Genomic DNA, 24,684 nt, shown 5'->3' with positions numbered 1-24,684 from the left:
ATAATGAATTTTAAAACGCTTTTCATATTACTTTTTGCTTTTAGTCTTAGCTTAGGTTATGCACAATCCAATAGTGGAGAAGATGCTAAAACCGTAAAGACCGATAAAAAGAAGAAAAAGAAGAAGCGTAAGAAGAAAACTAAATTACCAAAAATAGATCTAAGTCACTGGAAGGTCACGCTTCCGGTGACCAACGATCAAGGTAAGCCTTATGAGATAGAGCCACCAGAAATTTTTGACTTTGCATCAAACGAAGTAGCCAGACCATATATGTATATAGATTCTACAAAAGGGGCAATTGTATTCCATGCAATGCCTACAGAGTCTAAAACTAGAAATACTAAGTATACAAGATCAGAGCTTAGAGAACAAATGGTGCCAGGTGATAATAATACCAACTGGACATTTAAGGATGGTGGGAGAATGAAAGCCAAAATAGCTATTGATGATGTTACAAGAGATTCTGATGGTAAATATCATAGGATTATTATCATGCAGATTCATGGTAGATTAACAAACGAGCAACGTGATCTAATTGGTGAAGATGATAACAATGCACCGCCAATATTAAAAATTTATTGGGATAAGGGTAAAATAAGAGTTAAGACAAAGGTTTTAAAATACTTAGATACAGGTTTACCTGAGATTCTGCATGAAGATGCTTGGGATAATGATGATGGATTCAATTTTGTGCAAGAAGTAGGCTTTAAAAAGTTTACGCTAGAAGTTAAGGTTACTGAAGGTAAAATGGTAATTATTCTCAATGGTAATGAATTTAAGGTATATGAAAGTATACATATGAAAAAATGGGGAGTTTTTGAAAATTATTTCAAAGCAGGAAATTATTTTCAAACAAGAGATGAAGGAGCGTATGCAAAAGTGAGATTTTATGAGCTAGAAGTAAGTCATTAAAAGATATTATTTGTGTCATGCAGTTATAGGATTCTGCCCAATTGAGTTAGTTGGTTAGATAAAAAGGGCAGAATTCTTTAACCATAATTAAAGGTATTGACAGTAATTAAATCAAATATTTTTGCATATTTTAGAGAAATAAATCTGGTTAACCAATCAACTAAATTTAAGTATGAAAACAGAAACACTACAGAAAACAGAAGGGTTAAGTCTCCAGAAAAATATAATTTTTAAAATTAAGGAACTTATAAATTATAAGAATTTAGAGCCTGGTGATAAATTGCCTTCAGAAAGAATGCTATCCGAGAAATTCGGTGTTACTAGAAGTAGTGTTAGAGAAGCAATTCAAACTTTAGAATATTATGGTCTGTTAAAATCTAGACCTCAAAGTGGCACCTTTGTTGCCAATATTGGTGTCATTGCAATGAATGGAATGATAGATGATATTTTAAGACTTGATGAACCAGATTTTAAATCTTTGGTAGAAACACGGATACTTTTGGAACTAAAAACTGTTAAGTTAGCTTCTTTGAGACGTACAGATGAAGATTTAGAACAAATAAAAGAAGCTCTAGAAGCATATACGGAAAAAGTACAGGCTGGTTTGGATGCTGTAGAAGAAGACTTGTTATTTCATCTTGCTATAGCAAAAGCAAGCCACAACGGTACCATGAATACGTTTATGCTTTCCATTACTCCAGAAATAATTACCAATTTTGAGAAGTACCATGTATGTGATAAAAACTTAGCAAATCTAGGTATTGAAGAACACAGGGCAATCTATAATGCCATTAAGGCCCAAGATCCCAAATTGGCAAAGCAAAAAATGAAGGAGCATTTTAGTGTACTTTATCAGTACTGCTATAATGTCTAAACTTTAGACTAACGCAATCAACATGAAAATTAGAGGTTTAAGGTGGTGGATTATTGGATTAATCTTCGTCGCCACAGTAATTAATTATATTGACAGAACAGCATTTGCCTTACTTTGGCCTCAAATGGGTGAAGATCTTGGCATGGATCAGTCTGATTATGCTTTTCTTTTAAATGTATTTATGGCAACTTATGCCGTAAGTAAATTTTTATCAGGCAGATTATATGATAAAATTGGTACCAGAATAGGATTTACACTTTCAATAGTAGTTTGGTCACTCGCGGCTGGGTTACATGCGGTAGCAAGAGGTATCATCTCATTATCTGTTGTAAGAGGTCTACTAGGTCTTGGTGAAGCAGGTTTGTGGCCAGGCGCTGTAAAAAGTAATGGAGAGTGGTTTCCGGTAAAGCAAAGAGCTTTGGCCCAGGGAATATTTAATTCAGGAGCATCAATAGGTAACGTTATTGCGCCTATTATCATCGTGTTTTTATATGCTAAATTTGGATGGAAGGCCACTTATGTAATATTAGGTTTGTTAGGCTTAATCTGGGTTTTACCATGGTTAATTATTAATAAGACTAGCCCTAAAGCACATCCTTGGATTACTGAAGAAGAAAGAAAACTTATATCAGAAGATAGCAGTAGTGCAGATGTTTCAAATGATGATACTCCGGAAGAAAAAAGCTTAAGTTTAGGAAAGGTTCTTAGTTTTAAAGAATCTTGGGGTGTGCTTTTATGTCGCTTTTTCATAGAGCCAATATGGTGGTTCTTTGCTGGTTGGATGCCAATATACTTAAATTCAAAGTTTAACTTAAGCATTGAAGAAATTGGAAGTACAATGTGGATTTCATATCTCATGGCAGCGGCAGGAAGTATAATTGGTGGCTTATTTACAGAAGAAGCTATAAAAAGAAGTAATGTAGATGTTGGTAGAAAACTGAGTATTGTAGTAGGTAGTGCTTTAATCATCATTGGTTTTGTAGGTATCATAATGTTCGTAAAGGAAACCAACTTTATGACCTTTATTTACTTAGCAGGTGTGGCCTTATTTGGTTTTCAGTTTGCAATTGGAAACATCCAAACCTTATCAAGTGATTTACTAAAAGGACCTTCTGTTGGAACTTTGGCTGGATTAGCTGGTACTGTTGCAGCTGTGTCACCAATGATAATGAATTGGTTCATTGGTCAAATTACAAAAGGAGGCTCGTATCTACCAGCTTTTATCGCAATTACAATATCAGTGGTATTAGCTGTTATGGTAATATTTATATTTATTAGAAAAGTAAGACTAGTAGAAAACCCAAGTACATAAAATTAGAATTATAAAACAAATTAAAGAATAACGTATATGAGTAAAATAGCAATAGTAACAGGTGCCACAGGCGGAATCGGATTTGCAGTAGCAAAACGCCTTGGTGAAGATGGTTACACAGTAATTTTAAACGGAATAGAGGATGAGGCTGGCGCTCAAAGAGTAAAAGAACTAACTGAAGCAGGCATAACAGCTGAATATTATGGATTTGATGTTACAAATGAAGATGAGGTAACTGCTAACATAAAGAAGATAGGAGATAAGTATGGTAAAATAGATGTCCTAGTCAATAATGCTGGTGGCCTTGGAGGTAGATCTAGATTTGAGGAGATGACTACCGATTTTTACAGGTTTGTTATGGCACTTAATTTAGATTCTGTGTTTTTTGCTTCAAGAGCTGCAATTCCGTACCTTAAAAAAGGAGAACACCCATCTATAATTAATTACACATCTAATGCAGGATGGACAGCTGGTGGACCAGGAGCAGGAGTTTATGGAACATCAAAAGCTGGTGTTCATGCAATCACGAGAGCTTTAGCTAAGGATTTAGCAGAATATGGTATTAGAGCTAACGCTGTTTCACCAGGAACTATAGATACACCATTCCATGCTCAAATTAAAGCTACTAAACCAGAGGTGTTTAAATCGTGGGCTAATAACATTATGTTAGGAAGACTTGGTCAACCAAAAGATGTTGCAGGAGTAATTTCTTTTTTAGCCAGTGAGGATGCATCCTTTATTACTGCTGAAACTATTCAGATTGGTGGAGGACAAGCATTAGGTATCTAAATAAATTAAAAGACCAACCAAAGCATGATCAAATTAATTGGAAAAGTTGCTGTAGTAACGGGAGGTGCAAGAGATATTGGAAAATCAATATCTATAAAACTTGCGAAAGCAGGTGCCAAGGTGGTTGTGAATTACTATAATTCTGAAGTCTCAGCCATTGAAACTGTTAATGAAATTGAAGCTTTAGGGGGAAATGCAATTGCTGTTAAAGCAGATGTTTCATTATTGCAGGATATTCAGAAATTAAAGGATGAAACCCTAAAAGCCTTTGGTGAAAAAATAGATATTTTAGTTAATAATGCTGGTGGACTTTTTGCCCGAAAAACGTTACAAGAATTCGATGAGTCATTCTATGACTTGGTCATGAATGTTAACTTTAAGTCAACGGTTTTTGTTATGCAGGCATTTGAACCATTAATGGGTCAAGGATCGTCAATAATCAATATTTCCTCACAAGCAGCAAGAGATGGAGGCGGAGGTGGTTCAGCCCTTTATGCATCTTCTAAAGGCGCAGTTACAACCTTTACTAGGTCAATGTCTAAGGAGTTAGGGCCAAAAGGAATTAGAGTGAATGCTGTTTGTCCAGGTCTTATTGGTACAAAGTTTCATGATGATTTTACCAAAGATGAAATTAGAGAAAGAGTAGCCGGTATTACACCATTGAGAAGAGAAGGACAAGCAGATGAGGTTGCAGATTTAGTAGCATATTTGGCATCTGACGAGTCATCGTTTATAAACGGAAATAATATAGATATTAATGGAGGATTAGCTTTTAGCTAAGTTTATATTTAGTTTAATCGTCAAAGTGGCTAAACTTCGGTTTAGTCACTTTTTTATTTTGAAGAATCCCTAACTATCAATTTTGCCTCTAATATATTTTTATTCAAAGTTTGTTTTAGTTCAGGTTCATTAACTCGTTCTAAAAAGGTTAAAGCTGCAAGTTTTCCAATGTCATTGCTATTTTGATCTACACTTGTAATAGAAGGTGTTACTAATGAGGTAAAAGGTTCATTACCAAAGCCTACCAACCTCATATCATTTGGTACATTTATATTACCTTCATTAAGTACTTGTAGTGCTCCCAACGCTGCATAATCACTGGCCGCATATATGGCATCTGGTCGTTTCTTCAATTTTAATAGTGCCTTCATATGCTTTCTGCCATCTTCAATTGTTAGAGAGCTTTCAACTATTAGTTCACTATCTATTGGAAGGTTATTTTTTTTAATGGCATCTACATAGCCGTTAATTCTATTGTTAAAAATTCTTGTCCTTCTATATCCGCCAATATGAGCAATACGTTTACAACCTTTTGAAACTAAATGCTCTACAATCATATGACTACTATCATAATCATTAATACCCACATAGTCTACATTCAAGTCATTTTCTCCACGATCAAACAAGATTAAGGGGATTCCTTTGGCTTTTATTTTTTCATAATATGATAAGTCTATAGTTTCGTTTGCCATTGAAGCAATAATACCATCAACCTGGGTAAATAATAGTGTATCTATATTATTACATTCTTTTTCGAAGGATTCGTTTGATTGTGTGATTATAATGTTATAACCCGCTTTATGTAATACTTCTTCCATCTGTTCTAAGACCGATGAAAAGAAATTACTATTTGTTCTTGGCACAATGACACCTACAAGATTGCTTTTGCCTTTTCTTAAAGCACTCGCAAGATGATTAGGTTGATAATTAAGTTCTTTGGCAACACGTTTAACAGCTTCTTTAGTTTCTTTACTAATTCTAGAGTCATTGTGCATGGCCTTAGAAACTGCTGCAGGTGAAATATTTAATTTATTTGCAATGTCTTTTATGGTAGTTCTTTTTTTATTCACCTAGATTTTATATATTTGCTTAAACGTTTAAGCAAAAGTAGTGTTTTAATGCCAAAAAATCAAAATAGAAGTGTTTTGATTTATTTTTAGAGTACTTGGTTAAACGATTAAGCAAAACTAATTAAACAACAAAAAGAATGAAAAAAGTAGTCACTTTTGGAGAGATTATGCTAAGGTTGGCACCTCCAGGTTTTTTAAGATTTTCTCAAGCTTCAAGTTTTGATGTGGTATATGGTGGCGGAGAATCCAACGTTGCAGTATCATTAGCAAATTATGGTGTTCCGGTTGATTTTGTTACACGTTTGCCAAAAAATGATATTGGCCAATGTGCCATGATGGAAATGCGTAAAAGAGGTGTAGGAGTAGATAAGGTTATTTATGGTGGTGAACGTTTAGGAATCTATTTTTTGGAAACTGGTGCAGTAAGTAGAGGAAGTAAAGTTGTATACGATAGAGCACATTCTTCTATTTCTCAAATTGAACCAGGTATGGTTGATTGGAAATCCGCATTTAAAGATGTTGCCTGGTTTCATTGGACTGGGATAACACCTGCAATCTCTCAAGGTGCAGCAGATGCTTGCCTTGAGGCTGTAAAGACTGCCAGCGAGATGGGAGTGACAATTTCTACGGATTTAAATTATAGAGCAAAATTATGGACCTATTGTGATGACGCACATAGAGAGAAAATAATGACTGAATTAACCTCTTATTGCGATATTGTATTGGGAAATGAAGAAGATGCAGAAAAACATTTCGGTATCCATCCTGAAGGTTTAGATGTTCATAAGCATGGTCATGATGTAAAGGCTGAAGCATTTTTATCTGTATGTAAGCAAATGATGAAAAAATTCCCAAGAGCTAAAAAAGTTATAACAACACTTAGAGGGTCAATTTCAGCTTCTCATAATACATGGGCTGGAGTAATGTATGATGGTGAAAAAATGTTCGAAACACGTCAATATCAAATTACGGATATCGTAGATCGTGTTGGAGGTGGTGATTCATTTATGGGCGGTTTGATTTATGGATTATTGAAATATCCTGATGATGACCAAAACGCACTTGATTTTGCTGTGGCAGCATCATGTTTAAAGCATACAATTAAAGGCGATGCTAATTTAGTTACCGTTTCAGAAGTAGAAAAATTAATGGGAGGTGACGCCTCTGGTAGAGTAGCAAGATAGAGTTATGGCAAATTATACTAGAATAGAAGTAGCTAATGTTATGAAGCAAACAGGTTTGGTGCCTTTGTTTTATAACGGTGATATAGAGGTAAGTAAAAAAGTGATTAAAGCAGTTTATGATGGCGGTGCAAGGCTTTTAGAATTTACTGCCAGAGGGGATTTTGCCCATGAAGTGTTTGGTGAACTTAATAAATATGTAATTAAGGAATTACCTGGAATGATAATGGGTGTTGGATCCGTTACAGATGCAGCATCAGCTTCGCGATTTATGGCTTTAGGTGCAAACTTTATTGTCACACCTGTTTTAAGAGAGGATATTGCTATAGTTTGCAATAGAAGAAAGGTAATGTGGTCTCCAGGTTGTGGTTCACTGACGGAAATATGCAAGGCAGAAGAATTAGGTTGTGAAGTCGTTAAGTTATTCCCAGGTGGTATTTATGGTCCTGGATTTGTAAAGGCGATTAAGGGACCACAACCATGGACTAGTATAATGCCAACAGGCGGTGTTTCGCCAACAAGAGATAATTTGGAAGGCTGGTTCAATGCTGGAGTAACCTGTGTGGGAATGGGTTCAAAACTTATTTCAAAGGACGAAAATGGTGAGTACAATCTTGATAAAATAGAATCAGATACGAGACGAGCTTTGGAAATTATCAGTGAATTAAAATCTTAATTTAATCCAATCATTTAAATATTGAAACGAGGTATATCCTATATGATTATAAGTGCATTGGCATTTACAATTCTTAATGCATTTGTAAAATCTTTAAGTGACTTTAGTGTTTACCAAGTGGTTTTTTTCAGGGCTTTAGGCTCTCTTTTTTTTACAATTCCATTTTTGATTAAAAACGGTATTTCACTCAGAGGTAATAGAAAAGTTTTGTTAGTTCTTAGAAGTGTATTTGGACTTATCTCCATGATTTGCTTTTTCTTATCACTTAAATACATAAACATGGGCACTGCAGTCTCCATCCGTTATATAGCTCCTATTTTTGCAGCAATTTTTGCATTTATCTTGTTAAATGAGAAAATTAAACCAATACAATGGTTCTTTTTTCTTATTGCTTTTTCAGGGGTTTTAGTTTTAAAAGGATTTGATGCCGTTCTAGAAATTGAAGGTATTTCTTATGCATTAGTTTCTGCAATTTTTGCGGGTTTGGTTTATATAACAATTCGTAAAATTGGTAGCAACGATCATCCAGTTGTTATTGTAAATTATTTTATGATTATTTCTACTCTAATTGGAGGTTTATTAGCAATTAGAGGTTGGGTAATGCCGTCTGGTTGGCAATGGTTTATATTCTTAAGTTTAGGTGTGTTTGGTTACTATGCACAATTATATATGACAAAAGCATTTCAAGTTGGAGAAACAAATCAAGTTGCACCTCTTAAATATTTAGAAGTAATATTTACTGCGATTCTAGGTTTTATATGGTTTTATGAAAGCTATAATATTTTTGCTATAATTGGAATTTTAATAATCGTTCTTGGCCTTACTCTAAATATAATTACCAAAAGTAAGTTTCGTTAGGTGCAAATCAAGTAGGCTAGAGTTCTTCAATATTAAAATCTTTAAATAAAAAAGTTTCGTCTCTTAAATCCTGTTAATTAATAAGACTTCTACAAATTCCTCATTTCTGTCTTTATTTGTCTATTTATAGGAATTTATTTTTTATGGATGTGACCAATTTGTGTCCAACTATTTACCTCCTATAAGATAGTGAAGTTTTAAAATTATGCTTCAAATGCCTAACAGAAATTCAGTCTAACGATAAAAACGGGTTACATGGGTTGAGTTGTCCGAACTTATCTCGTTTAAAATTCTAATAAAAATCACAAAAAAAGCAGTTGGTAAAAAATTGCGGAGCGTATTGTCGCCAAAGTATTCGTGTATGGTTTTTGTTGCGTTGAGACTAAGATAGCAAAAAGGAAGCTCATTGTTCTGCAACGAGGATTTACCGTAAGGAAAATCAGAAGCAATAAACTAATGTCGTTGTTGTGTACTTTCGTGCATATATAATTATCTGGTATTGATGTTTTAAATCAAATCATAACCTCACTAACTTGTATTACAGGCTCGATATCAGTGAAGTTTGGCAAATCACCCATTATTTTGTCAGCATTGGGACCAAAAGCGTTTTCAAATTCTTCCACAGAATTGAAATACATATTACCCATTCCGGCATAAGGAGCAGATGATCCTGGCGCACCACCACCGATTCCTTTTTCAACTGTTGCACCTTTAAGTGCATTACCTAGTAGAGTACCAACCATCGGAACATGTTTATTACAATAATAGTCCATGTCAAATTTTTTTCCTTCTGAGTTTGGATATACTACACTTACTTTAATCAAACCTTTTTCCATTTTTATATATCTTTATATTGTTATGTTAACCTACAAGTTAAGGCTTTTAATTACATAATCTTTAATATAAAATTTTAACATGATTAATTAGGCCTTTTACCGGCATGACGTGCAATGTTTTTGTGTTTGGTTTACTTCGTCAGTTCGCTTCGCTCACGTGTTGCGTTGGTAAGAACTAAATTAGCAAAAGAAAACGAACCAGTGGAAAATCTTTATAATTTTCAGAGTAAGTACATAACCCGCAAATGACTATACACGTTGTTGTGTTTCCGTTTTCTGAAAACATCCTTCAATATGCTTTTAGACCCTACTTGTTTAACAAAGACAATGATTATGTCGTAGAACTTTAATGATAATTTCACCTGAATTTCTCCTTGTTGAATACTCTTTTTGAACCCCTTCAAAGAGAGCAATATTATAATCCATATATTGTGTTTTAAATTTGAGAATCCTAGATGGAAGGAAAACAGCCCTATTTTAAATTAATTGTTTTGATAATGGCTGGAACTTCTTCATTTTATTTGCCTTTCGGAATAGCAAGAGTTTTTAGACCTACTTTTTTAGATGTTTTTTCCATTACTAATCTTGATTTAGGCTTATGTTTTTCGGTATATGGAGTAATTGCTTTGTTTTCTTATTTTTTTGGAGGGGGACTAGCAGATCGTATTGCACCAAACGTCTTGATAGCTAGCAGTCTGTTTATGACGGCAGCAGGAGGCCTGTATATGGCTACTTATCCATCTATTTTTGGTCTTAAGGTTTTATATGGATATTGGGGTTTTACAACCGTTTTTCTATTCTGGGCAGCTATGATAAAGGCAACAAGGATGTGGGGAGGGTCATCAAATCAATTAAGAGCTTTTGCTTTTTTAGATGGAGGAAGGGGATTAGTTGCGACATTGTTGGGTTCCATGGGTGTGCTTGTTTTTGGTTCAATGCTAACCGAAGGAATTGCAACAATAAGTATTGATGATAAAAAAAATTCATTTAGCTCGGTAATTTACATTACGAGTGCGTTTGTGATTATTGTTGGTATATTATGTCTTATATTTTTACGCAGCAAGGGTACGGATGATGCAATGATAAAAGATAAAATAGGGCTTGGCCAGATAGTTGAAGTTCTTAAAATCCGGTCAGTATGGTATTTAATGGTCATTATTTTATGCGCATACTTTGGATATAAGGTCACAGATATTGGATCACTATATGCGAATGAAGTGATGGGTTATGACGAAATCAGCTCGGCGAACCTGGCAACCTTTCTATTGTTCTTACGGCCAGTTATGGGTTTAATGATTGGCCTTTTTGCAAGCTCAATTAAGAGTGCCAATTTTTTAGTAATAAGTTTTGTTTTTTTGCTCGCCGGATCCAGCATATTCGCCAGTGGGGTCAATTCACCAAACTTGAACCTGCTTTTTCTTATTTCTGTAATTATTTTAGCAGTAGGCGCTTATTCGGCAAGGACTCTGTACTTTGCCGTTTTACAGGAAGGTAGAATACCTTTGTATCTTACCGGAACAGCTGTTGGTATAATTTCTTTTATTGGATATACACCTGATATTTTTTCAGGTCCTTTAATAGGTGTCTTACTTGATAATAACCCGGGAGAATACGGACATCAATTGGTTTTTGCTGTGCTTGGGATTTTCTCCATTATAGGGTTAATTGCGGCTATTGGTTTTAAGAGATTTGTATATAAAGGAAAGTCCTTAAGCTAAACAGATACATTTTCTTTTTGCATAATATCATCTATTATCCTCTAACGATGATTTCTGATAATGAAGCACAACGGTCTCGTATAACCGTATGTTGCGTCCATAAGTCTTAGGACTTCATCCGTAGAAAATACAGTGGCTTGCTTTTTTTAATTTAATGTACATCTAACTGTTATATTCGCATTTTACCAGTCATTTCGTCTATTCTTATAAGAAATACAATCGGTACATCTTGATTATAAATTTTACTCGAAAATTCACTAATATAATCTAGATCTTTACGCTCCTTGCTTAGAATAATACTTTTAATACCTAATGAAAATTCATGTAGATAAAGTTTTGAAGTGCTACCACTAATTTCATCATATTTACCATGTACTAAAACCGATTGCCATTTTTTTGCTGCAATAACATCTGCAACTGCTAACGAAATATTGATTTGCTTTCTCATTGCATTGATTTTATGCCCTAAACCAGAATAGCAAATGATGTAATTTTCTTTCTCATTGAAGTAATAGGTAATAGGAATAGTATAAGGTAAGTTATTACTGACGTAAGAAAGATATCCTAAATAATTATTCTTAAGAATATCTTTACATTGATCTTTATCTATATTTTTAATCATGATGGAATTATTATTCCATTAAGATACTCACTATACACTTTAATTTTACTGACATAAATCAGTTTTAATTTTTTATAGTCAATTAGTTATTAATGAGATAGGGTTAGTGGTAAAATGCAAACCGCATGTATACTGACATTTGTCATTAACGGTTTAAAACAATTTTTATAATTTAATAGAAAATGAAATCACAATGAAAAATATACTTTTACTTACAGATTTCTCTGAAAATTCCATAAATGCAATGGAATATGCACTACAGTTGTTTAGTAATGAATTATGTGAATTTTATGTGTTAAATGTACAAGATTCATTGAGTTATACTTCTGATGATCTTATACATAGTAAACCAAATGAAAGTATTTATGATACCTTAATAGCAGATAATAAAAGTAAACTAAAAGCCCTTGTTGCACAGCTTAAATTGCACTCAAACGAGCGTCTTCATAATTTTAAGTCAATAGTAGATTATGATGTATTTATAGATTCAATTAAACAATTAATCAATAAGTATCAAATAGGATTTGTCGTTATGGGTACCAATGGTGCGTCCAATATTAAGGAGTCTTTGTTTGGAAGTAATGCGCTTAAAGTTTTAAGAAATATAGATTGTAATACACTCGTAATACCTGATGGTTTTAAATATAAGAAACCGAAGAAATTATTATTGGCTTTAGATACGGATGATTATGTAGATCATATTACGGTACGGGAAATTATAGAGTTAATGGAGAAGTTAAATGCGAGTATAGAAATAAAGAGGTTTGTGGCTTCAGAAGACAATGTAAATGCTAAAATAAATACGGATAAAGAGTTGTTGTTAGAGCTGATAAATGAAAATAAATTTACATATGACGTTATTTCAGATATGACCTTGTCTAGTATATTAATAAACTCTACAAAATCTAAGGATACCGATGTAATTACTTTAGTCGGTCAGTTTAAAGGTTTCTTTGAGCGTTTGTTTGGTAACTCCGATAAAACTCAGATTAGCAAAAATTTAGATTGTCCGTTAATGATTTTTCATAATTAATTTCAATAATGTCTTCTTTTGTTAGATAGCTAACATTTTAATTCTATTCTCAGTTATATGTTTGTCTTGAACAAATTAAATAACGAGCAATGATTAAAAAAACAATTTTAGGAATATTGGCATTAGGATTTATTGTCGTATCCTGCAGTAGTGATGATGATGGTACACAGCCAGTTGTACCAAATGCTGGAACTTTAGAAGGTGGTCCATTTACATTTTGCGTAGATGGTGCGGCTGATATGGTAAGTGGTATTTCTCTAAATAATACCAATGTAGCTGGTACAAACAGTACTTATGTTATAACCGATGATTCGGGTAATATACTGGGGCTTCCTCCAAATTTAGATGCCGTACAAGGAGTTGATTTTGATGGTGCTGGCGGAGGCGTTTGTCTTATCTGGTACCTTAGATATGAAGACGATATTAATGGGTTAGAAGCTGGTCTTAATGCAAATAATCTTACAGGTACATTTGACCTTTCTAATTCAATTACTGTAACAAGAAATGCACCTGAAGCCGGTACTTTATCTGGTGGTCCCTTCACTTTTACAGTAGACGGAACTCCTGATATGGTAAGTGGTATAACTTTAGATAATCCTGATGCTTCTGGAACAAATAGAACTTATGTAATTACAGATGATCAAGGAAACATCCTAGGATTACCACCAACTTTGACAGATGTAGAAGGGGTTGACTTTGATGGTGCAGGAACAGGTGTTTGTCTAATTTGGTACTTAAGATATGAAGATGGTTTAGAAGGACTTGCTCCTGGAATGAATGCAAATAATTTAGTGGGTTGTTTTGATCTATCTAATTCAATTCAGGTAACACGTAATTAATTATTGAAAAAGAGAATTTACCGCAATGCGATAAATTATATTGAGTTTTAAAAGGCTACCGTAAGGTGGTCTTTTTTAATTAAAGTGCATTTTTTGTTACATAGGCACGCCATCCAATAATCGCAAGTTGCAATTTGGATGCTTTACCAAGGTCCAGTTGTTTTTTACTGAATGAAGGCAGAATAGATTTATTTAGTTTGGCTAAGGCTTTGAAGAATGTTTTTTTCATGAATTTTAAAGCGAAGTTTTAATATTACGATACGCTTTAAAACAAAAATAGTAAAACTTATTCTAGAACTAAGTTTTACTTTTTTTTGATTGGTTGATTGGCCGGTTTTAAATTAGATCATTGAAAAAACAATATCTATGATCAGTTTGGCTAATGTCATCATAATTACTTTGGTTTAGAGGTTAATATTATACGTTTTTGTTTGATTGAGTTGTCAATATATAATCAGAACAAATAATCCTCCAAACGTTTTATTATAAATCCACGAATTTGCATTTAACATTATAATTAAAAAAATGGTATTGATTATAAATTTATGTGACTTGTCTATAAAAAAATTAATAATATTAACTTAAAACTATAATTATAATTTCAATGTGTAATAATTGTAGGGTGTTTTTGAAATGTATTTTGAATTTGTAGAGGCAATATGTTCAAAAAAGTTCAATAATTGGTCATTTCATCTTTTGTGACAAAAATTAAACTGATAAATATCATATAATATTTGCCTTGGTTTTACTATTCCATTTTCTATTTAATAATTTAACATTCAGTCAATGTTATAAGATTATCTTTATAAAAATTTTTAATATGAAATCATTTTTAGGCGTTTTAGCATTTGTTATTTCGGGTGTTATAAGTGCGCAAGTTTTGGTAATAAATGAATTAGATTCTGATAACCCAAGTACGGACACTGCAGAATTTGTTGAGATTAAATCTCAGACTCCTAATTTTTCTACTGATGGCTTTATTTTAGTGTTCTTTAATGGGTCTACAAGTGGTGGTGACTCTAGTTACTTGGTAATTGATTTAAATGGTTATGAAACTGACAATAATGGATTGTTGGTTGTAGGTAGTGAAGGGGTTTCTCCATTTCCTCAGTTAATAATATCTGAGAACGTAATCCAAAATGGAGCTGATGCAGTTGCAATTTATCAAGATTCACCTATTGCCTTTCCTGAAGGTACTGTTGCAAATATTACAAATCTTGTAGATGTGTTGATATATGATACAAGTGATGCTGATGATCTCACATTAATTGATATTTTTAATGATGATCCAAATTTTGCTAGTATAACGCAAATCAATGAAGGATCAAGTGGAAGCGTGAATTCCATTCAGAGAAATAATGATGGAACTTACTTTACGGCTACGCCAACACCAAGACGATTAAACGATGGCTCTGGCACACCAATAAATCCTATTTCAATTTCTATTGTACAAACTCAATATAATGAAGGTGAATCTTTTGAAATTACATTTACAAGTGAAGCCAATGTTACTTCTAACCTCAATTTTGACATTACTTTAAACAATTTTGGATTTAATACTTCGGATTTTACAGGAAACACGAGTTTAACTATTCCTAATGGGCAGAATACAACAAGTACTACAATTTCTTTAGTGGATGATTCTGATGATGAGGGTGATGAGGTTTTAGAAATTAGTTTTGTTTCTTTAATTGAACCTATAGTCGCGTTTAATAATAAAGTAGAAATAAGGGTTGTAGATAATGATTTTACCATGGCGCCTTGGGGAACACCTTTAAGCCCTACTACAGGACAGGTTACAAGTACGCAGCCAAATGGTTATTACGATTCATTAGATGGACTGTCAGATATGGCTTTACGCCAAGCATTACAAGATATCATAGCAGATCCAAATACAGTAAGAGCACAAACTTATGCTGATGTAATTGACATTTTAAAGGAGGCAGATCAGAATCCAGAAAACAGTAATCAGGTTTGGTTGGTTTATTCAGAAGAAGGTAGACCTAAATTAGATTTACAAACAGGAAGCTCTAATACTGGTAAATGGAACAGGGAACACACTTTTCCTAGATCTCGAGGAGGTTTTAATGATATTGAAGAAGATGAAATAGCCGATGGCATAAATGTGTTTTGGGAAACTAAAGCAGATTCATTACGTCATGCTAACTCAGATGCTCATGCTTTAAGAGCTGCAGATGCGGCTGAGAATAGTTCAAGAGGGAATCAACATTATGGACAATATATTGGTCCTACTGGTACACAGGGAAGTTTTAGAGGCGATGTAGCCAGAGGTGTTTTATATCTAGAAATAAGATATAATGGGTTAGAGGTTGTAAATGGATTTCCAAGTACTGTAGGTCAGTTAGGTGATTTGGTAACCTTATTGGATTGGCATAGAAATGATCCTCCAGATGATTATGAAATGAATAGGAATAATGTGATTTATAATTGGCAACAAAATAGAAATCCGTTTATTGATCAGCCAGACTTGGTTGAATATATCTGGGGCAACAATGTTGGGGAAGAATGGAATCAACAATTATCCATAGCCGATTCTAATTTGGAAACTTTAACTATGTTTCCTAACCCAACAAATGGTAGGTTGTATCTCGAAGGATATAACGAAAAAATCAGTTTAGAGCTGTACTCAATAGATGGAAAACTAATAAAAACCTATAATGATATACAAAATCATGTAGATTTTAACCTGGTTTCTGGAATGTATCTATTAAAAATTAGTGGATACGGTAACCAAATTATAACAAAGAAGTTATTGATTAAATAGAAAAAGCCAAACTCAATTTTTTGAGTTTGGCTTTTCTTTTTTATTTGGTGGTTCTTCTAATTCCTTGACCTAACAACTAGATTGTCACCAATAACTCCATATTCTATTTCCGAAATTCCATCATTATCTTTATAACTTGCGCTACTCTGATTACCCTTGTCATTTTTTAAGGTAATTTTAATACCGGTAATCTCACCTGCTTTGTTTCTTTTTATTTTAGAGTATTTAACCGTAACTCCCAGATCTTCTAGTTTTGATTTATTAGCATCAAGTACACTTTTAGGAGTGTTCTTAGAAATAATACCCAATGTCGCATTTTTTGAAATGTCATCATCACTTATAAAAGTATAACCAGATACTCCTGTTGTAACTTTCCAAGGACTTTTCTGATTGTTTTTTGATTTTTCTATCCATATAGTATCATGATCTTTATATTCAATTCTATTGGCTTTTATCTTTTTAGATTCCCAACTGTTCGTTTTAGTAAGAAATTTATAGTTATTGTCTTTTAACCTTACGACTACGACCCCATCCTTGCCTTTACTACCATAAATTTCAGTTGCAGAATCACCTTTTAGAACATTAATATTTGCGATGTTATCTGGATCAATAGCTTGCAATTCTATATCAGAGACAATTTCATCACCAATAATTATTAAGGGTTTAGAGTTGTTTCCTGAAGCAAAAACAGATACACGATTACTTCCTTTGCCACCAGGTGTCGAGATTTTATCCTTATCACCTTTTTTGATTTTTATCTTTTTGTCACCTTCAAAATAATTGTCGGTCTTGATGATAAATTCTTTTTTTGAGTTTGTAGAGTCAATAATGTATTCTTTTATTACATGCACATCAGTATCTACATCATGATCCTTATGAAGACCCTTGACTTTGTGTTTTCCATCAAAGTGAAACTCGTTGCCTGCTTTAACTCTGATTTTATAAACTTTACCACTATCTTCTTCTATTTCAATGATTTCGTCTTCGTCGCCTTCTTTAAAGAAAAAAACATTTGCTTCATCATCTCCAGATCTGTTCTCAAAAATTACATCTTCAACCATAATTACTTCTTTTTCATTAACTGCACCTACACTAAAACTGCCATCATCGCTCATGTTGAATTTAAATGGTTTAATGCCTTCATCACTGCTTATGGTATAATTCGCTGAGCCATTTTCAGTTTTAAAATCAATATCAATATCTATAATTTCGTTATTATCATTACGCTTTATGCGGTTAATCGTCATGGTGATACCATTAGATTTCAATTCTTTTTTTATTACTTCCAATTGTTCTTCAGTAGTATCTTTATTAAATACTATTTCAATTTGTTTACCTTCAGTTTTTTCTGATTCAATTGGTTTAAGTGTCATATAGTCTTCAGACTCAATATAGATTGTTTCAGTATTCATACTCATTAATAAACCTGCTAATATGGGTAATATTAAAAAGTATCTCCATTGTTTTTTTCCGTTTGATCTCGATTTTTGTAACATAACTATTCGTTCTTTGATTAATGAATTATAAAAATTATTTGATAATGAAATTTGTTGATCGGCAATACTTGTTTTTAACAACAAGTGCTGGTATTCTTTGGTATTAGCAGATTCTAAATGGGTTTCAAAATCTGCAATATATTCTAGATTTTGCCTAACGTCCCTTCTGTACAACCAAACAATTGGATTGAACCAAAAGATAGAGCATGCTAATTGCGCAAAAAGTATATCAATTGAGTGTAACTGATTTGCATGTACTTTTTCGTGGGTAAGCATTAGTTGAAGTTCCGTTTGATTAAATGATTTAGGATTGTAAACTATCCACTTAAAAAATGAGAAAGGCGAAATTTTATTATTTACAATTACATAGGTGTAAATACCATCTTTATTTTTAGGATTAGTCAATAATAGCCAAATTAATGAGCCAAATTGAAACATGAAATGAACTAAAAATATAACTAAGCCTATAGCATAAACGCCAAGTAATAAATTCATCCAATTAAAGGATTCCTTTTGTACTTTATTTAATAGTGGAGCATTTTCAGAAAACGTATAAAGTTGCTGGGATACTGTTTGAGGTTCTACTGTTACATGGATAGGTATAATTATCAAAGGAAGTAACAAGGAAATTAATAAACCGCCTAACAAGTACCAGCGATTATGATTAAAAAAGGTTTCCTTTCTCAAAAAGAAAAAGTAACAGACATAGAAAACTGCCAAAACTATAGTTGCTTTTAATAGATATTCCATAATTATTTTTTGTTTTCGATTAAAGCAATTATCTCTTTAAGCTCTTTTACACTAATTTTTTCTTCTTTAGCAAAAAAGGAAACTACATTTTTATAAGAGCTATTGAAATAATTTTCAATCGCTGTAGTCATAAATCGCTTTTTGTAGTCTTCCTTAGAAACAATAGGGAAGTATTGATGTGTTTTACCAAATGCATTATAATCCACATATCCTTTTTCTTCTAAATTTCTAATAATTGTGGAAAGTGTATTATAATGTGGTTTATCATCATTTATTTCAGCTAACACATCTTTCACAAAAGCTCTTTCCAGCTTCCAGAGTATATGCATTATTTGTTCTTCCTTATTGGTAAGTTTCTGCATTTTTGTTGAATTATAATTTCAATGGTAAATATATAACTATTTTTATAGTTATAGAACTAAAATAATAGTTATTTAACGAAATTTTTAGTTTTACACTGGAATGAATTACAAATGCTATCTTCGCATTTTTAAAGAATAGAAGGTTTTATAATAGATAAAATAGATGAGTATTTTCCTTGTTATTGCTGGATTAGCTTTGTTGGTTGTTGGTGGAGATTTTTTGGTTAGGGCTTCCGTTGGTCTATCTTTTAAACTGAAAATATCAAAATTAGTTATAGGTATGACTGTTGTTTCTTTTGCAACATCTGCACCTGAACTTTTGGTCAGTTTACAGGCTGCGTTAGATGGTATTTCGGATATTTCACTAGGTAACGTTATAGGTTCTAACATTGCCAATATTGGTTTGGTATTAGGTATAACAGCAATTATAACTCCATTAGCTGTAGATAGAGATTTTTACAGGTTTAATTGGCCAATGATGATGATTGCGTCTTTTGCGCTTTATTTCTTTTTAAAGAATGATAATGTACTTACTTCATTAGAGGGACTTATTTTATTTTTTGGACTAATAGGATTTTTAGTTATTCTCATAAGAAACTCGAGAAAGTCTAGTAGGGTGAACTTAGAAGAGGTGGATGAGGCCTTAGCAGAAGTGTCTAATTTTAAAATAATTATTTGGTTACTCATAGGATTTGCAGGCCTATATTATGGATCTGAATGGTTGGTCGATGGTGCTAAGCAATTGGCTAAAGCAGTAGGTATTAGTGATTATGCAATATCAGTAACTGTAATAGCTATAGGTACAAGTGTGCCCGAATTGGCAGCTTCAGTTATTGCGGCTTTAAAAAGTGAAAAGGCAATATCACTTGGTAACTTAATTGGTTCTAATATATTTAATATAGCTTCGGTTTTAGGATTAACTTCAATTATTAAACCTATAGTTGTGAATCCACAAACTCCAGAAATACTTTCAACCAACATATTTTGGATGATTGGTTTTGCTTTTATATTGGTGCCTTTTATTTTAATTCCTAAGCGATTTGAAATTGGAAGACTTAAAGGTGTATTACTTTTTGGAGCTTATATCCTGTTTATATTTCTTGCTTTGAAATAAAAAAAGCCCACAGATGCGAGCTTTTTTTTATTAGTAATAGCAGATATTATTTAATATTTGCGCTTTTTACAGTCTTAATTATTCTACCTGCGATTTTGTATGGGTCGCCATTGGAAGCTGGTCTTCTATCTTCCAACCAACCTTTCCAGCCTTTTTCAACTGTAATAATTGGAATACGAATTGAAGCGCCTCTATCAGAGATTCCATAACTAAAATCATTTATAGAAGCAGTTTCATGCAGTCCTGTTAAACGCTGGTCGTTAAATTCACCATAAACTTCGATATGTTCTTTTACAACTGGTCTAAATGCTTCACAAATTTTCTCATAAACTTCCTGGCTACCACAAGTTCTCAACGTAGTATTAGAGAAGTTAGCATGCATACCAGAACCATTCCAGTCCATATCTTTTCCTAGTGGTTTAGGATGGTATTCTATATAGTAACCATATTTTTCAGTTAGTCTGTCTAATAAATAACGAGCAACCCATATTTCGTCACCAGCTTTCTTAGCCCCTTTTGCAAATAATTGAAATTCCCATTGACCAGAAGCAACTTCTTGGTTAATACCTTCAAAATTCAACCCCGCAGCAATACATGCGTCTGCATGCTCTTCAACTAAGTTTCTGCCATGGGTGTTTCTGCCACCAACAGAGCAATAGTACATACCTTGTGGTGCAGGGTAACCACCAACAGGGAAACCTAATGGCAATTGGGTGTTTCTATCCATAATAAAGTACTCTTGCTCAAAACCAAACCAAAAATCATTATCATCATCATCAATGGTAGCTCTACCATTTGACTCATGTGGTGTTCCGTCAGCATTCAATACCTCAGTCATTACTAAATAACCATCCTTTCTTTCAGGATCAGGGTAAATTGCAATTGGCTTTAAAAGGCAATCTGACGAATCTCCTGTAGCTTGTCTTGTTGATGAACCATCAAATGACCAGATAGGACAATCTTCCAATTTTCCACTGAAATTTTCTTCAACTTTTGTTTTACTTCGCATGTTTTGAGTTGGCTTATAACCATCAAGCCATATGTACTCTAATTTAGATTTACTCATCACTAATTTATTTATAATTTGACCTTGCAAATATTAATATTTTTTTTAATTACTCAAAAAATATAGGGTATTTTAGTTGTAATGTTATTAATAATTGTTGATAACCCCTTTTTTTGATGGGTTGCTATGCCAAAAATTTAATTATTCTTATTTTTGACCTAAAATTTTACTAATATGTCAACACTTAGATTTCATGCTTTAAAAGAGTCTTTAAAAAGAGTACCATTAGTCATTAATGAAAAGCAAAGACGTTCAGAAATATTTGGTTCAAATGTATTTAATGAAACCGCAATGCGTCAATATCTGAGTAAGCATGCACTTAATGGAATATTGCAAGCTGTTGAAAAAGGCACCAAGATAGATAGAGTAACTGCAGAACACATTTCAACTGGTATGAAAGAGTGGGCTATCTCAAAAGGGGCAACGCATTATACACATTGGTTTCAACCACTAACTGGTGCAACAGCGGAAAAGCATGATGCTTTTTTTGAAACTACTGATGGAGGATTAGCAATAGAACGATTTGATGGAAGCCAACTTGTGCAACAAGAACCTGATGCATCCAGTTTCCCACATGGTGGTATAAGGAATACTTTTGAAGCAAGAGGATATACAGCTTGGGATCCTACATCACCTGCATTTATATATGGTACTACTTTATGTATACCAACCGTATTTGTAGCATATACAGGTGAGGCACTAGATTATAAGACACCTTTATTAAGAGCATTGCAGTCTATAGATAGCGCGGCGACAGCAGTTTGTAAATATTTTGATAAAAATGTAAGAAAGGTTAGTGCATTATTAGGTTGGGAGCAAGAATACTTTCTAATTGATAATGCACTTGCAACCTCTAGACCAGATATTGTCTTAACAGGACGAACATTACTTGGCCATTCTCCAGCTAAAGGACAACAATTGGATGATCATTATTTTGGCACCATTCCTTCGCGAGCCATGGCCTTTATGCGCGATTTAGAAAATGAATGTATGTTGTTAGGTATACCTGCAAAAACCAGGCATAATGAGGTCGCTCCAAATCAATTTGAATTAGCACCAATTTATGAAGAGGCCAATTTAGCTGTAGACCACAATTCCTTATTAATGGATATTATGCAGAAAGTGGCGAAACGGCATAATTTTCTAGTCCTAATGCATGAAAAACCATTTGCTGGAGTCAACGGTTCTGGGAAACATAATAATTGGAGTTTAAGCACAGATACTGATGTTAATCTTTTGTCGCCAGGTAAAACACCAATGAGTAATTTACAGTTTTTAACCTTCTTTATTAATACCATTAAAGCAGTATTAACTTATGAGGAATTATTAAGAGCGGCTATAGCCTCTGCTAGTAATGACCATCGGTTAGGTGCAAACGAAGCGCCACCTGCAATAATCTCAGTATTTATAGGTGAGCAATTAACAAATGTTTTACAGGAACTTGAATCTGTTACTAAAGGGAAACTATCACCAAAAGAAAAGACTGATTTAAAATTAAATGTAGTTGGTAAAATACCAGAAATACTATTAGATAATACGGATAGAAATAGAACATCACCGTTCGCTTTTACTGGAAATAAGTTTGAATTTAGAGCTGTTGGGTCTTCAGCAAATTGTGCAAATCCGATGACTGTTTTAAATTCTATAGTTGCCAAACAACTAATTGATTTTAAAGTTGAAGTAGATCAATTGATAGATAAAAAATCAATGAAAAAGGATGATGCCATATTCAATGTTTTACGAGAATATATTAAGTCCTCAAAAACTATTCTATTTGAAGGCAATGGTTATAGTCCTGAATGGGAAAAAGAAGCTAAGAAAAGAGGCTTAAGTAATAACAAGACAACACCTGAAGCATTAAAGGTGAAAATTGCAAAATCTACCATAGATCTTTTTGAAAATTTAGGCGTAATGAACAAGGTAGAATCTCAGGCGCGCTATGAAATAGAAATTGAAGAATATATACTGCGAATTCAGATTGAAAGTAGAGTGTTAGGAGATATTGCTAGAAACCATGTGGTTCCTACAGCTGTACGTTATCAAAATATTCTAATTGAAAATGTTACAGGACTAAAAAATATCTTTGGAGATAAGTTTAAGAGTCTAGCTCAAGAACAACTGACATTAATTGAAGAGATTTCAGGTCATATTGAAGCTATAAATTCATTGGTAACAAATATGGTAGACGCGCGTAAATTATTTAATAATCAAGGTGATATAAATAAGAAAGCAAAAGGGTATTGTGAGAAGGTAAAGCCATTCTTTGAGCAGATACGTTACCACAGTGATAAATTAGAATTAATGATTGATGATGAGCTTTGGCCATTGACCAAATACAGAGAACTTTTGTTTACCAATTAACCTCAAGTAGTTAAACAAAAAATACCTTGTTTTACTCATATTGTTGGTGATTTTGTAGGTATACTTACGTATATTTTGATATCAAAATCATCTTTTTTATGTCGTTTGTCGATAACAAAGGCTAATTATCGAAAAGGTAGTCTTTTAATGACAAAAAACTGATTGCGATCAGTTTTGACGGTAGATTATTTAGTATGTTTGTAATGCTATTAATCAATACTTATAAATATGAAGAAGTTACTCTTAAGCGTAGCTATTCTTATCGGTGCAACCTTAATTCTTTCTCAAGACAATTCTGAAGATTTGAATAATGTCACTAATGACGAAGTTGTAAATATACAGTCTAAGCTACAGGCTGAATCTTAAAAATTTAAATAGACAATAGAGTTTAATTAGTCTTATTTAGATAAAAAAAGATAAAACCAATGGTTTGGTTTTATCTTTTTTTATGCCTTGAGATTTAGATTGTTATGTTAATTTGAAGATTATTTTTCTATATTGCGTCAATCCTAATTCGCATTTATTAGTGATAAACTTATTAACACTTAAACTATGAATACCAAATCTAGACTGCTTTTTTTAAGTATTTTATTTTCTGTATTAAGTATTAACGGCATCATTGCTCAAGAAGACGAAGAACAATCTTCAGAAGATGAAAAAGAATTTCAAAAATTAGATTTTTATAATTTTAGGGGCACCAATACTATTGATCTAGGTATTGGAGGTTCTACACTTTTTGGTGATTATGAAGATACATCTTTTGGTTTTTATTATAGAGCAGGTTATAAACGTGCCTTGTCTCCGTTCTTTTTTGTTGGACTAACTGCAAACGGATATAATTTATCCTATAATGATATAGATCAAAGTTTGCTCTCTGTGGATTTTAATTTAGAATATTTATTTATGCCATCAGAAATGTTTACACCTTTTATCTATGGTGGAATTGGGATGAACATGGATTCTGAAACTGATGTTAATGCTATGAAGGCACAGGTTGGTTTTGGATTTGAGGTCTTATTAGTAGAGAAAGTAGGATTCAAGTTTTTTTATGAATATAATTATGGGTTTGATGATGAAATTGAAATACTAATAGCAGACGGCGATAATGATAAATTTATGCGTCTTGGTATTGGAGTGAATTACTATTTCGGTGGTTCTAACCAAAAAGATAAGATTCAAAAAGGTGTAAAGACTATTAAGAATTCAAACCCAATTATACCAGATAATTAATATCTATTCTTACTTTTGCA

General features: G+C 32.9%; 23 protein-coding genes. 16 read left to right on the top strand and 7 right to left on the bottom strand.

Annotated elements, in window-relative coordinates:
* Positions 1–3 precede the first annotated feature (3 nt).
* From ACFWV9_RS08060 to ACFWV9_RS08040, 5 genes are all read left to right on the top strand, one after another.
* Positions 4–912: a polysaccharide lyase family 7 protein gene (locus ACFWV9_RS08060; protein WP_411894739.1), complete on the top strand. Its 909-nt coding sequence runs from the start codon at positions 4–6 to the stop codon at positions 910–912.
* 172 nt (positions 913–1,084) lie between these two features.
* On the top strand, positions 1,085–1,786 hold the full coding sequence (locus tag ACFWV9_RS08055) for a FadR/GntR family transcriptional regulator (RefSeq protein WP_411894738.1): 702 nt from the start codon (positions 1,085–1,087) through the stop codon (positions 1,784–1,786).
* 22 nt (positions 1,787–1,808) lie between these two features.
* The gene (locus ACFWV9_RS08050; RefSeq protein WP_411894737.1) at positions 1,809–3,098 is read left to right on the top strand and encodes an MFS transporter; all 1,290 of its coding nucleotides are present in this window, start codon (positions 1,809–1,811) and stop codon (positions 3,096–3,098) included.
* Between the two features lie 36 nt (positions 3,099–3,134).
* Entirely contained in the window at positions 3,135–3,887 is a 753-nt protein-coding gene (locus tag ACFWV9_RS08045; RefSeq protein ID WP_411894736.1) for an SDR family NAD(P)-dependent oxidoreductase, read from the top strand.
* A 24-nt stretch (positions 3,888–3,911) separates the two neighbouring features.
* A complete protein-coding gene (locus tag ACFWV9_RS08040; protein WP_411894735.1) occupies positions 3,912–4,667 on the top strand; it encodes an SDR family NAD(P)-dependent oxidoreductase in 756 nt (251 codons plus the stop codon).
* 53 nt (positions 4,668–4,720) lie between these two features.
* Here ACFWV9_RS08040 and ACFWV9_RS08035 read toward each other — a convergent pair whose 3' ends face one another.
* Complete coding sequence (locus tag ACFWV9_RS08035; RefSeq protein WP_411894734.1) at positions 4,721–5,737, bottom strand: LacI family DNA-binding transcriptional regulator; 1,017 nt, start codon at positions 5,735–5,737, stop codon at positions 4,721–4,723.
* Positions 5,738–5,874: 137 nt separating this feature from the next.
* Here ACFWV9_RS08035 and ACFWV9_RS08030 point away from each other — a divergent pair, with 137 nt between their 5' ends.
* Genes ACFWV9_RS08030 through ACFWV9_RS08020 form a run of 3 tightly spaced genes read left to right on the top strand, consistent with a single transcriptional unit; the run spans position 5,875 to position 8,452 of the window.
* On the top strand, positions 5,875–6,921 hold the full coding sequence (locus ACFWV9_RS08030) for a PfkB family carbohydrate kinase (RefSeq protein ID WP_411894733.1): 1,047 nt from the start codon (positions 5,875–5,877) through the stop codon (positions 6,919–6,921).
* Positions 6,922–6,925: 4 nt separating this feature from the next.
* Entirely contained in the window at positions 6,926–7,594 is a 669-nt protein-coding gene (locus ACFWV9_RS08025) for a bifunctional 4-hydroxy-2-oxoglutarate aldolase/2-dehydro-3-deoxy-phosphogluconate aldolase (protein WP_411894732.1), read from the top strand.
* A 21-nt stretch (positions 7,595–7,615) separates the two neighbouring features.
* Positions 7,616–8,452, top strand: coding sequence for a DMT family transporter (locus ACFWV9_RS08020; protein ID WP_411894731.1), 837 nt, complete (start codon positions 7,616–7,618; stop codon positions 8,450–8,452).
* A 512-nt stretch (positions 8,453–8,964) separates the two neighbouring features.
* On the opposite strand, the gene ACFWV9_RS08015 is transcribed toward ACFWV9_RS08020, so the two are convergent.
* Complete coding sequence (locus tag ACFWV9_RS08015) at positions 8,965–9,288, bottom strand: EthD family reductase (protein ID WP_411894730.1); 324 nt, start codon at positions 9,286–9,288, stop codon at positions 8,965–8,967.
* A 455-nt stretch (positions 9,289–9,743) separates the two neighbouring features.
* On the opposite strand from ACFWV9_RS08015, the gene ACFWV9_RS08010 reads away from it, so the two are divergent.
* Positions 9,744–11,006 (top strand): MFS transporter, encoded by a 1,263-nt coding sequence (locus ACFWV9_RS08010; RefSeq protein ID WP_411894729.1) that lies wholly within the window; start codon positions 9,744–9,746, stop codon positions 11,004–11,006.
* A 169-nt stretch (positions 11,007–11,175) separates the two neighbouring features.
* On the opposite strand, the gene ACFWV9_RS08005 is transcribed toward ACFWV9_RS08010, so the two are convergent.
* Entirely contained in the window at positions 11,176–11,628 is a 453-nt protein-coding gene (locus ACFWV9_RS08005; protein ID WP_411894728.1) for a pyridoxamine 5'-phosphate oxidase family protein, read from the bottom strand.
* Between the two features lie 193 nt (positions 11,629–11,821).
* On the opposite strand from ACFWV9_RS08005, the gene ACFWV9_RS08000 reads away from it, so the two are divergent.
* Together ACFWV9_RS08000 and ACFWV9_RS07995 are read left to right on the top strand one after the other, a co-directional pair.
* Positions 11,822–12,661, top strand: a complete 840-nt coding sequence (locus ACFWV9_RS08000; protein ID WP_411894727.1) for a universal stress protein — start codon at positions 11,822–11,824, stop codon at positions 12,659–12,661.
* Between the two features lie 89 nt (positions 12,662–12,750).
* The gene (locus tag ACFWV9_RS07995; protein WP_411894726.1) at positions 12,751–13,500 is read left to right on the top strand and encodes a hypothetical protein; all 750 of its coding nucleotides are present in this window, start codon (positions 12,751–12,753) and stop codon (positions 13,498–13,500) included.
* Positions 13,501–13,579: 79 nt separating this feature from the next.
* Here the strand turns inward: ACFWV9_RS07995 and ACFWV9_RS07990 are convergent, their stop codons facing one another.
* On the bottom strand, positions 13,580–13,729 hold the full coding sequence (locus ACFWV9_RS07990) for an SsrA-binding protein (protein WP_411894725.1): 150 nt from the start codon (positions 13,727–13,729) through the stop codon (positions 13,580–13,582).
* Between the two features lie 591 nt (positions 13,730–14,320).
* Between ACFWV9_RS07990 and ACFWV9_RS07985 the strand changes: the two genes are divergently transcribed.
* A complete protein-coding gene (locus ACFWV9_RS07985; RefSeq protein ID WP_411894724.1) occupies positions 14,321–16,285 on the top strand; it encodes an endonuclease in 1,965 nt (654 codons plus the stop codon).
* Between the two features lie 56 nt (positions 16,286–16,341).
* Here the strand turns inward: ACFWV9_RS07985 and ACFWV9_RS07980 are convergent, their stop codons facing one another.
* Together ACFWV9_RS07980 and ACFWV9_RS07975 are read right to left on the bottom strand one after the other, a co-directional pair.
* Positions 16,342–18,531: a M56 family metallopeptidase gene (locus ACFWV9_RS07980; RefSeq protein ID WP_411894723.1), complete on the bottom strand. Its 2,190-nt coding sequence runs from the start codon at positions 18,529–18,531 to the stop codon at positions 16,342–16,344.
* 2 nt (positions 18,532–18,533) lie between these two features.
* Entirely contained in the window at positions 18,534–18,893 is a 360-nt protein-coding gene (locus ACFWV9_RS07975) for a BlaI/MecI/CopY family transcriptional regulator (RefSeq protein ID WP_411894722.1), read from the bottom strand.
* 163 nt (positions 18,894–19,056) lie between these two features.
* Between ACFWV9_RS07975 and ACFWV9_RS07970 the strand changes: the two genes are divergently transcribed.
* Complete coding sequence (locus ACFWV9_RS07970; RefSeq protein ID WP_411894721.1) at positions 19,057–20,007, top strand: calcium/sodium antiporter; 951 nt, start codon at positions 19,057–19,059, stop codon at positions 20,005–20,007.
* Positions 20,008–20,053: 46 nt separating this feature from the next.
* On the opposite strand, the gene ACFWV9_RS07965 is transcribed toward ACFWV9_RS07970, so the two are convergent.
* Positions 20,054–21,073, bottom strand: a complete 1,020-nt coding sequence (locus ACFWV9_RS07965; protein ID WP_411894720.1) for a glutamine synthetase beta-grasp domain-containing protein — start codon at positions 21,071–21,073, stop codon at positions 20,054–20,056.
* A gap of 174 nt (positions 21,074–21,247) precedes the next feature.
* Here ACFWV9_RS07965 and ACFWV9_RS07960 point away from each other — a divergent pair, with 174 nt between their 5' ends.
* From ACFWV9_RS07960 to ACFWV9_RS07950, 3 genes are all read left to right on the top strand, one after another.
* Positions 21,248–23,434, top strand: coding sequence for a glutamine synthetase III (locus ACFWV9_RS07960; protein ID WP_411894719.1), 2,187 nt, complete (start codon positions 21,248–21,250; stop codon positions 23,432–23,434).
* Positions 23,435–23,662: 228 nt separating this feature from the next.
* A complete protein-coding gene (locus tag ACFWV9_RS07955) occupies positions 23,663–23,800 on the top strand; it encodes a hypothetical protein (protein WP_411894718.1) in 138 nt (45 codons plus the stop codon).
* A 186-nt stretch (positions 23,801–23,986) separates the two neighbouring features.
* Positions 23,987–24,664, top strand: coding sequence for an outer membrane beta-barrel protein (locus ACFWV9_RS07950; protein ID WP_411894717.1), 678 nt, complete (start codon positions 23,987–23,989; stop codon positions 24,662–24,664).
* The last annotated feature ends 20 nt before the right edge of the window (positions 24,665–24,684 follow it).

The sequence above is a fragment of the Winogradskyella sp. A2 genome, from assembly GCF_046762865.1.
Lineage (GTDB): Bacteria > Bacteroidota > Bacteroidia > Flavobacteriales > Flavobacteriaceae > Winogradskyella.
This window is presented reverse-complemented; position numbering and strand designations above follow the sequence as displayed.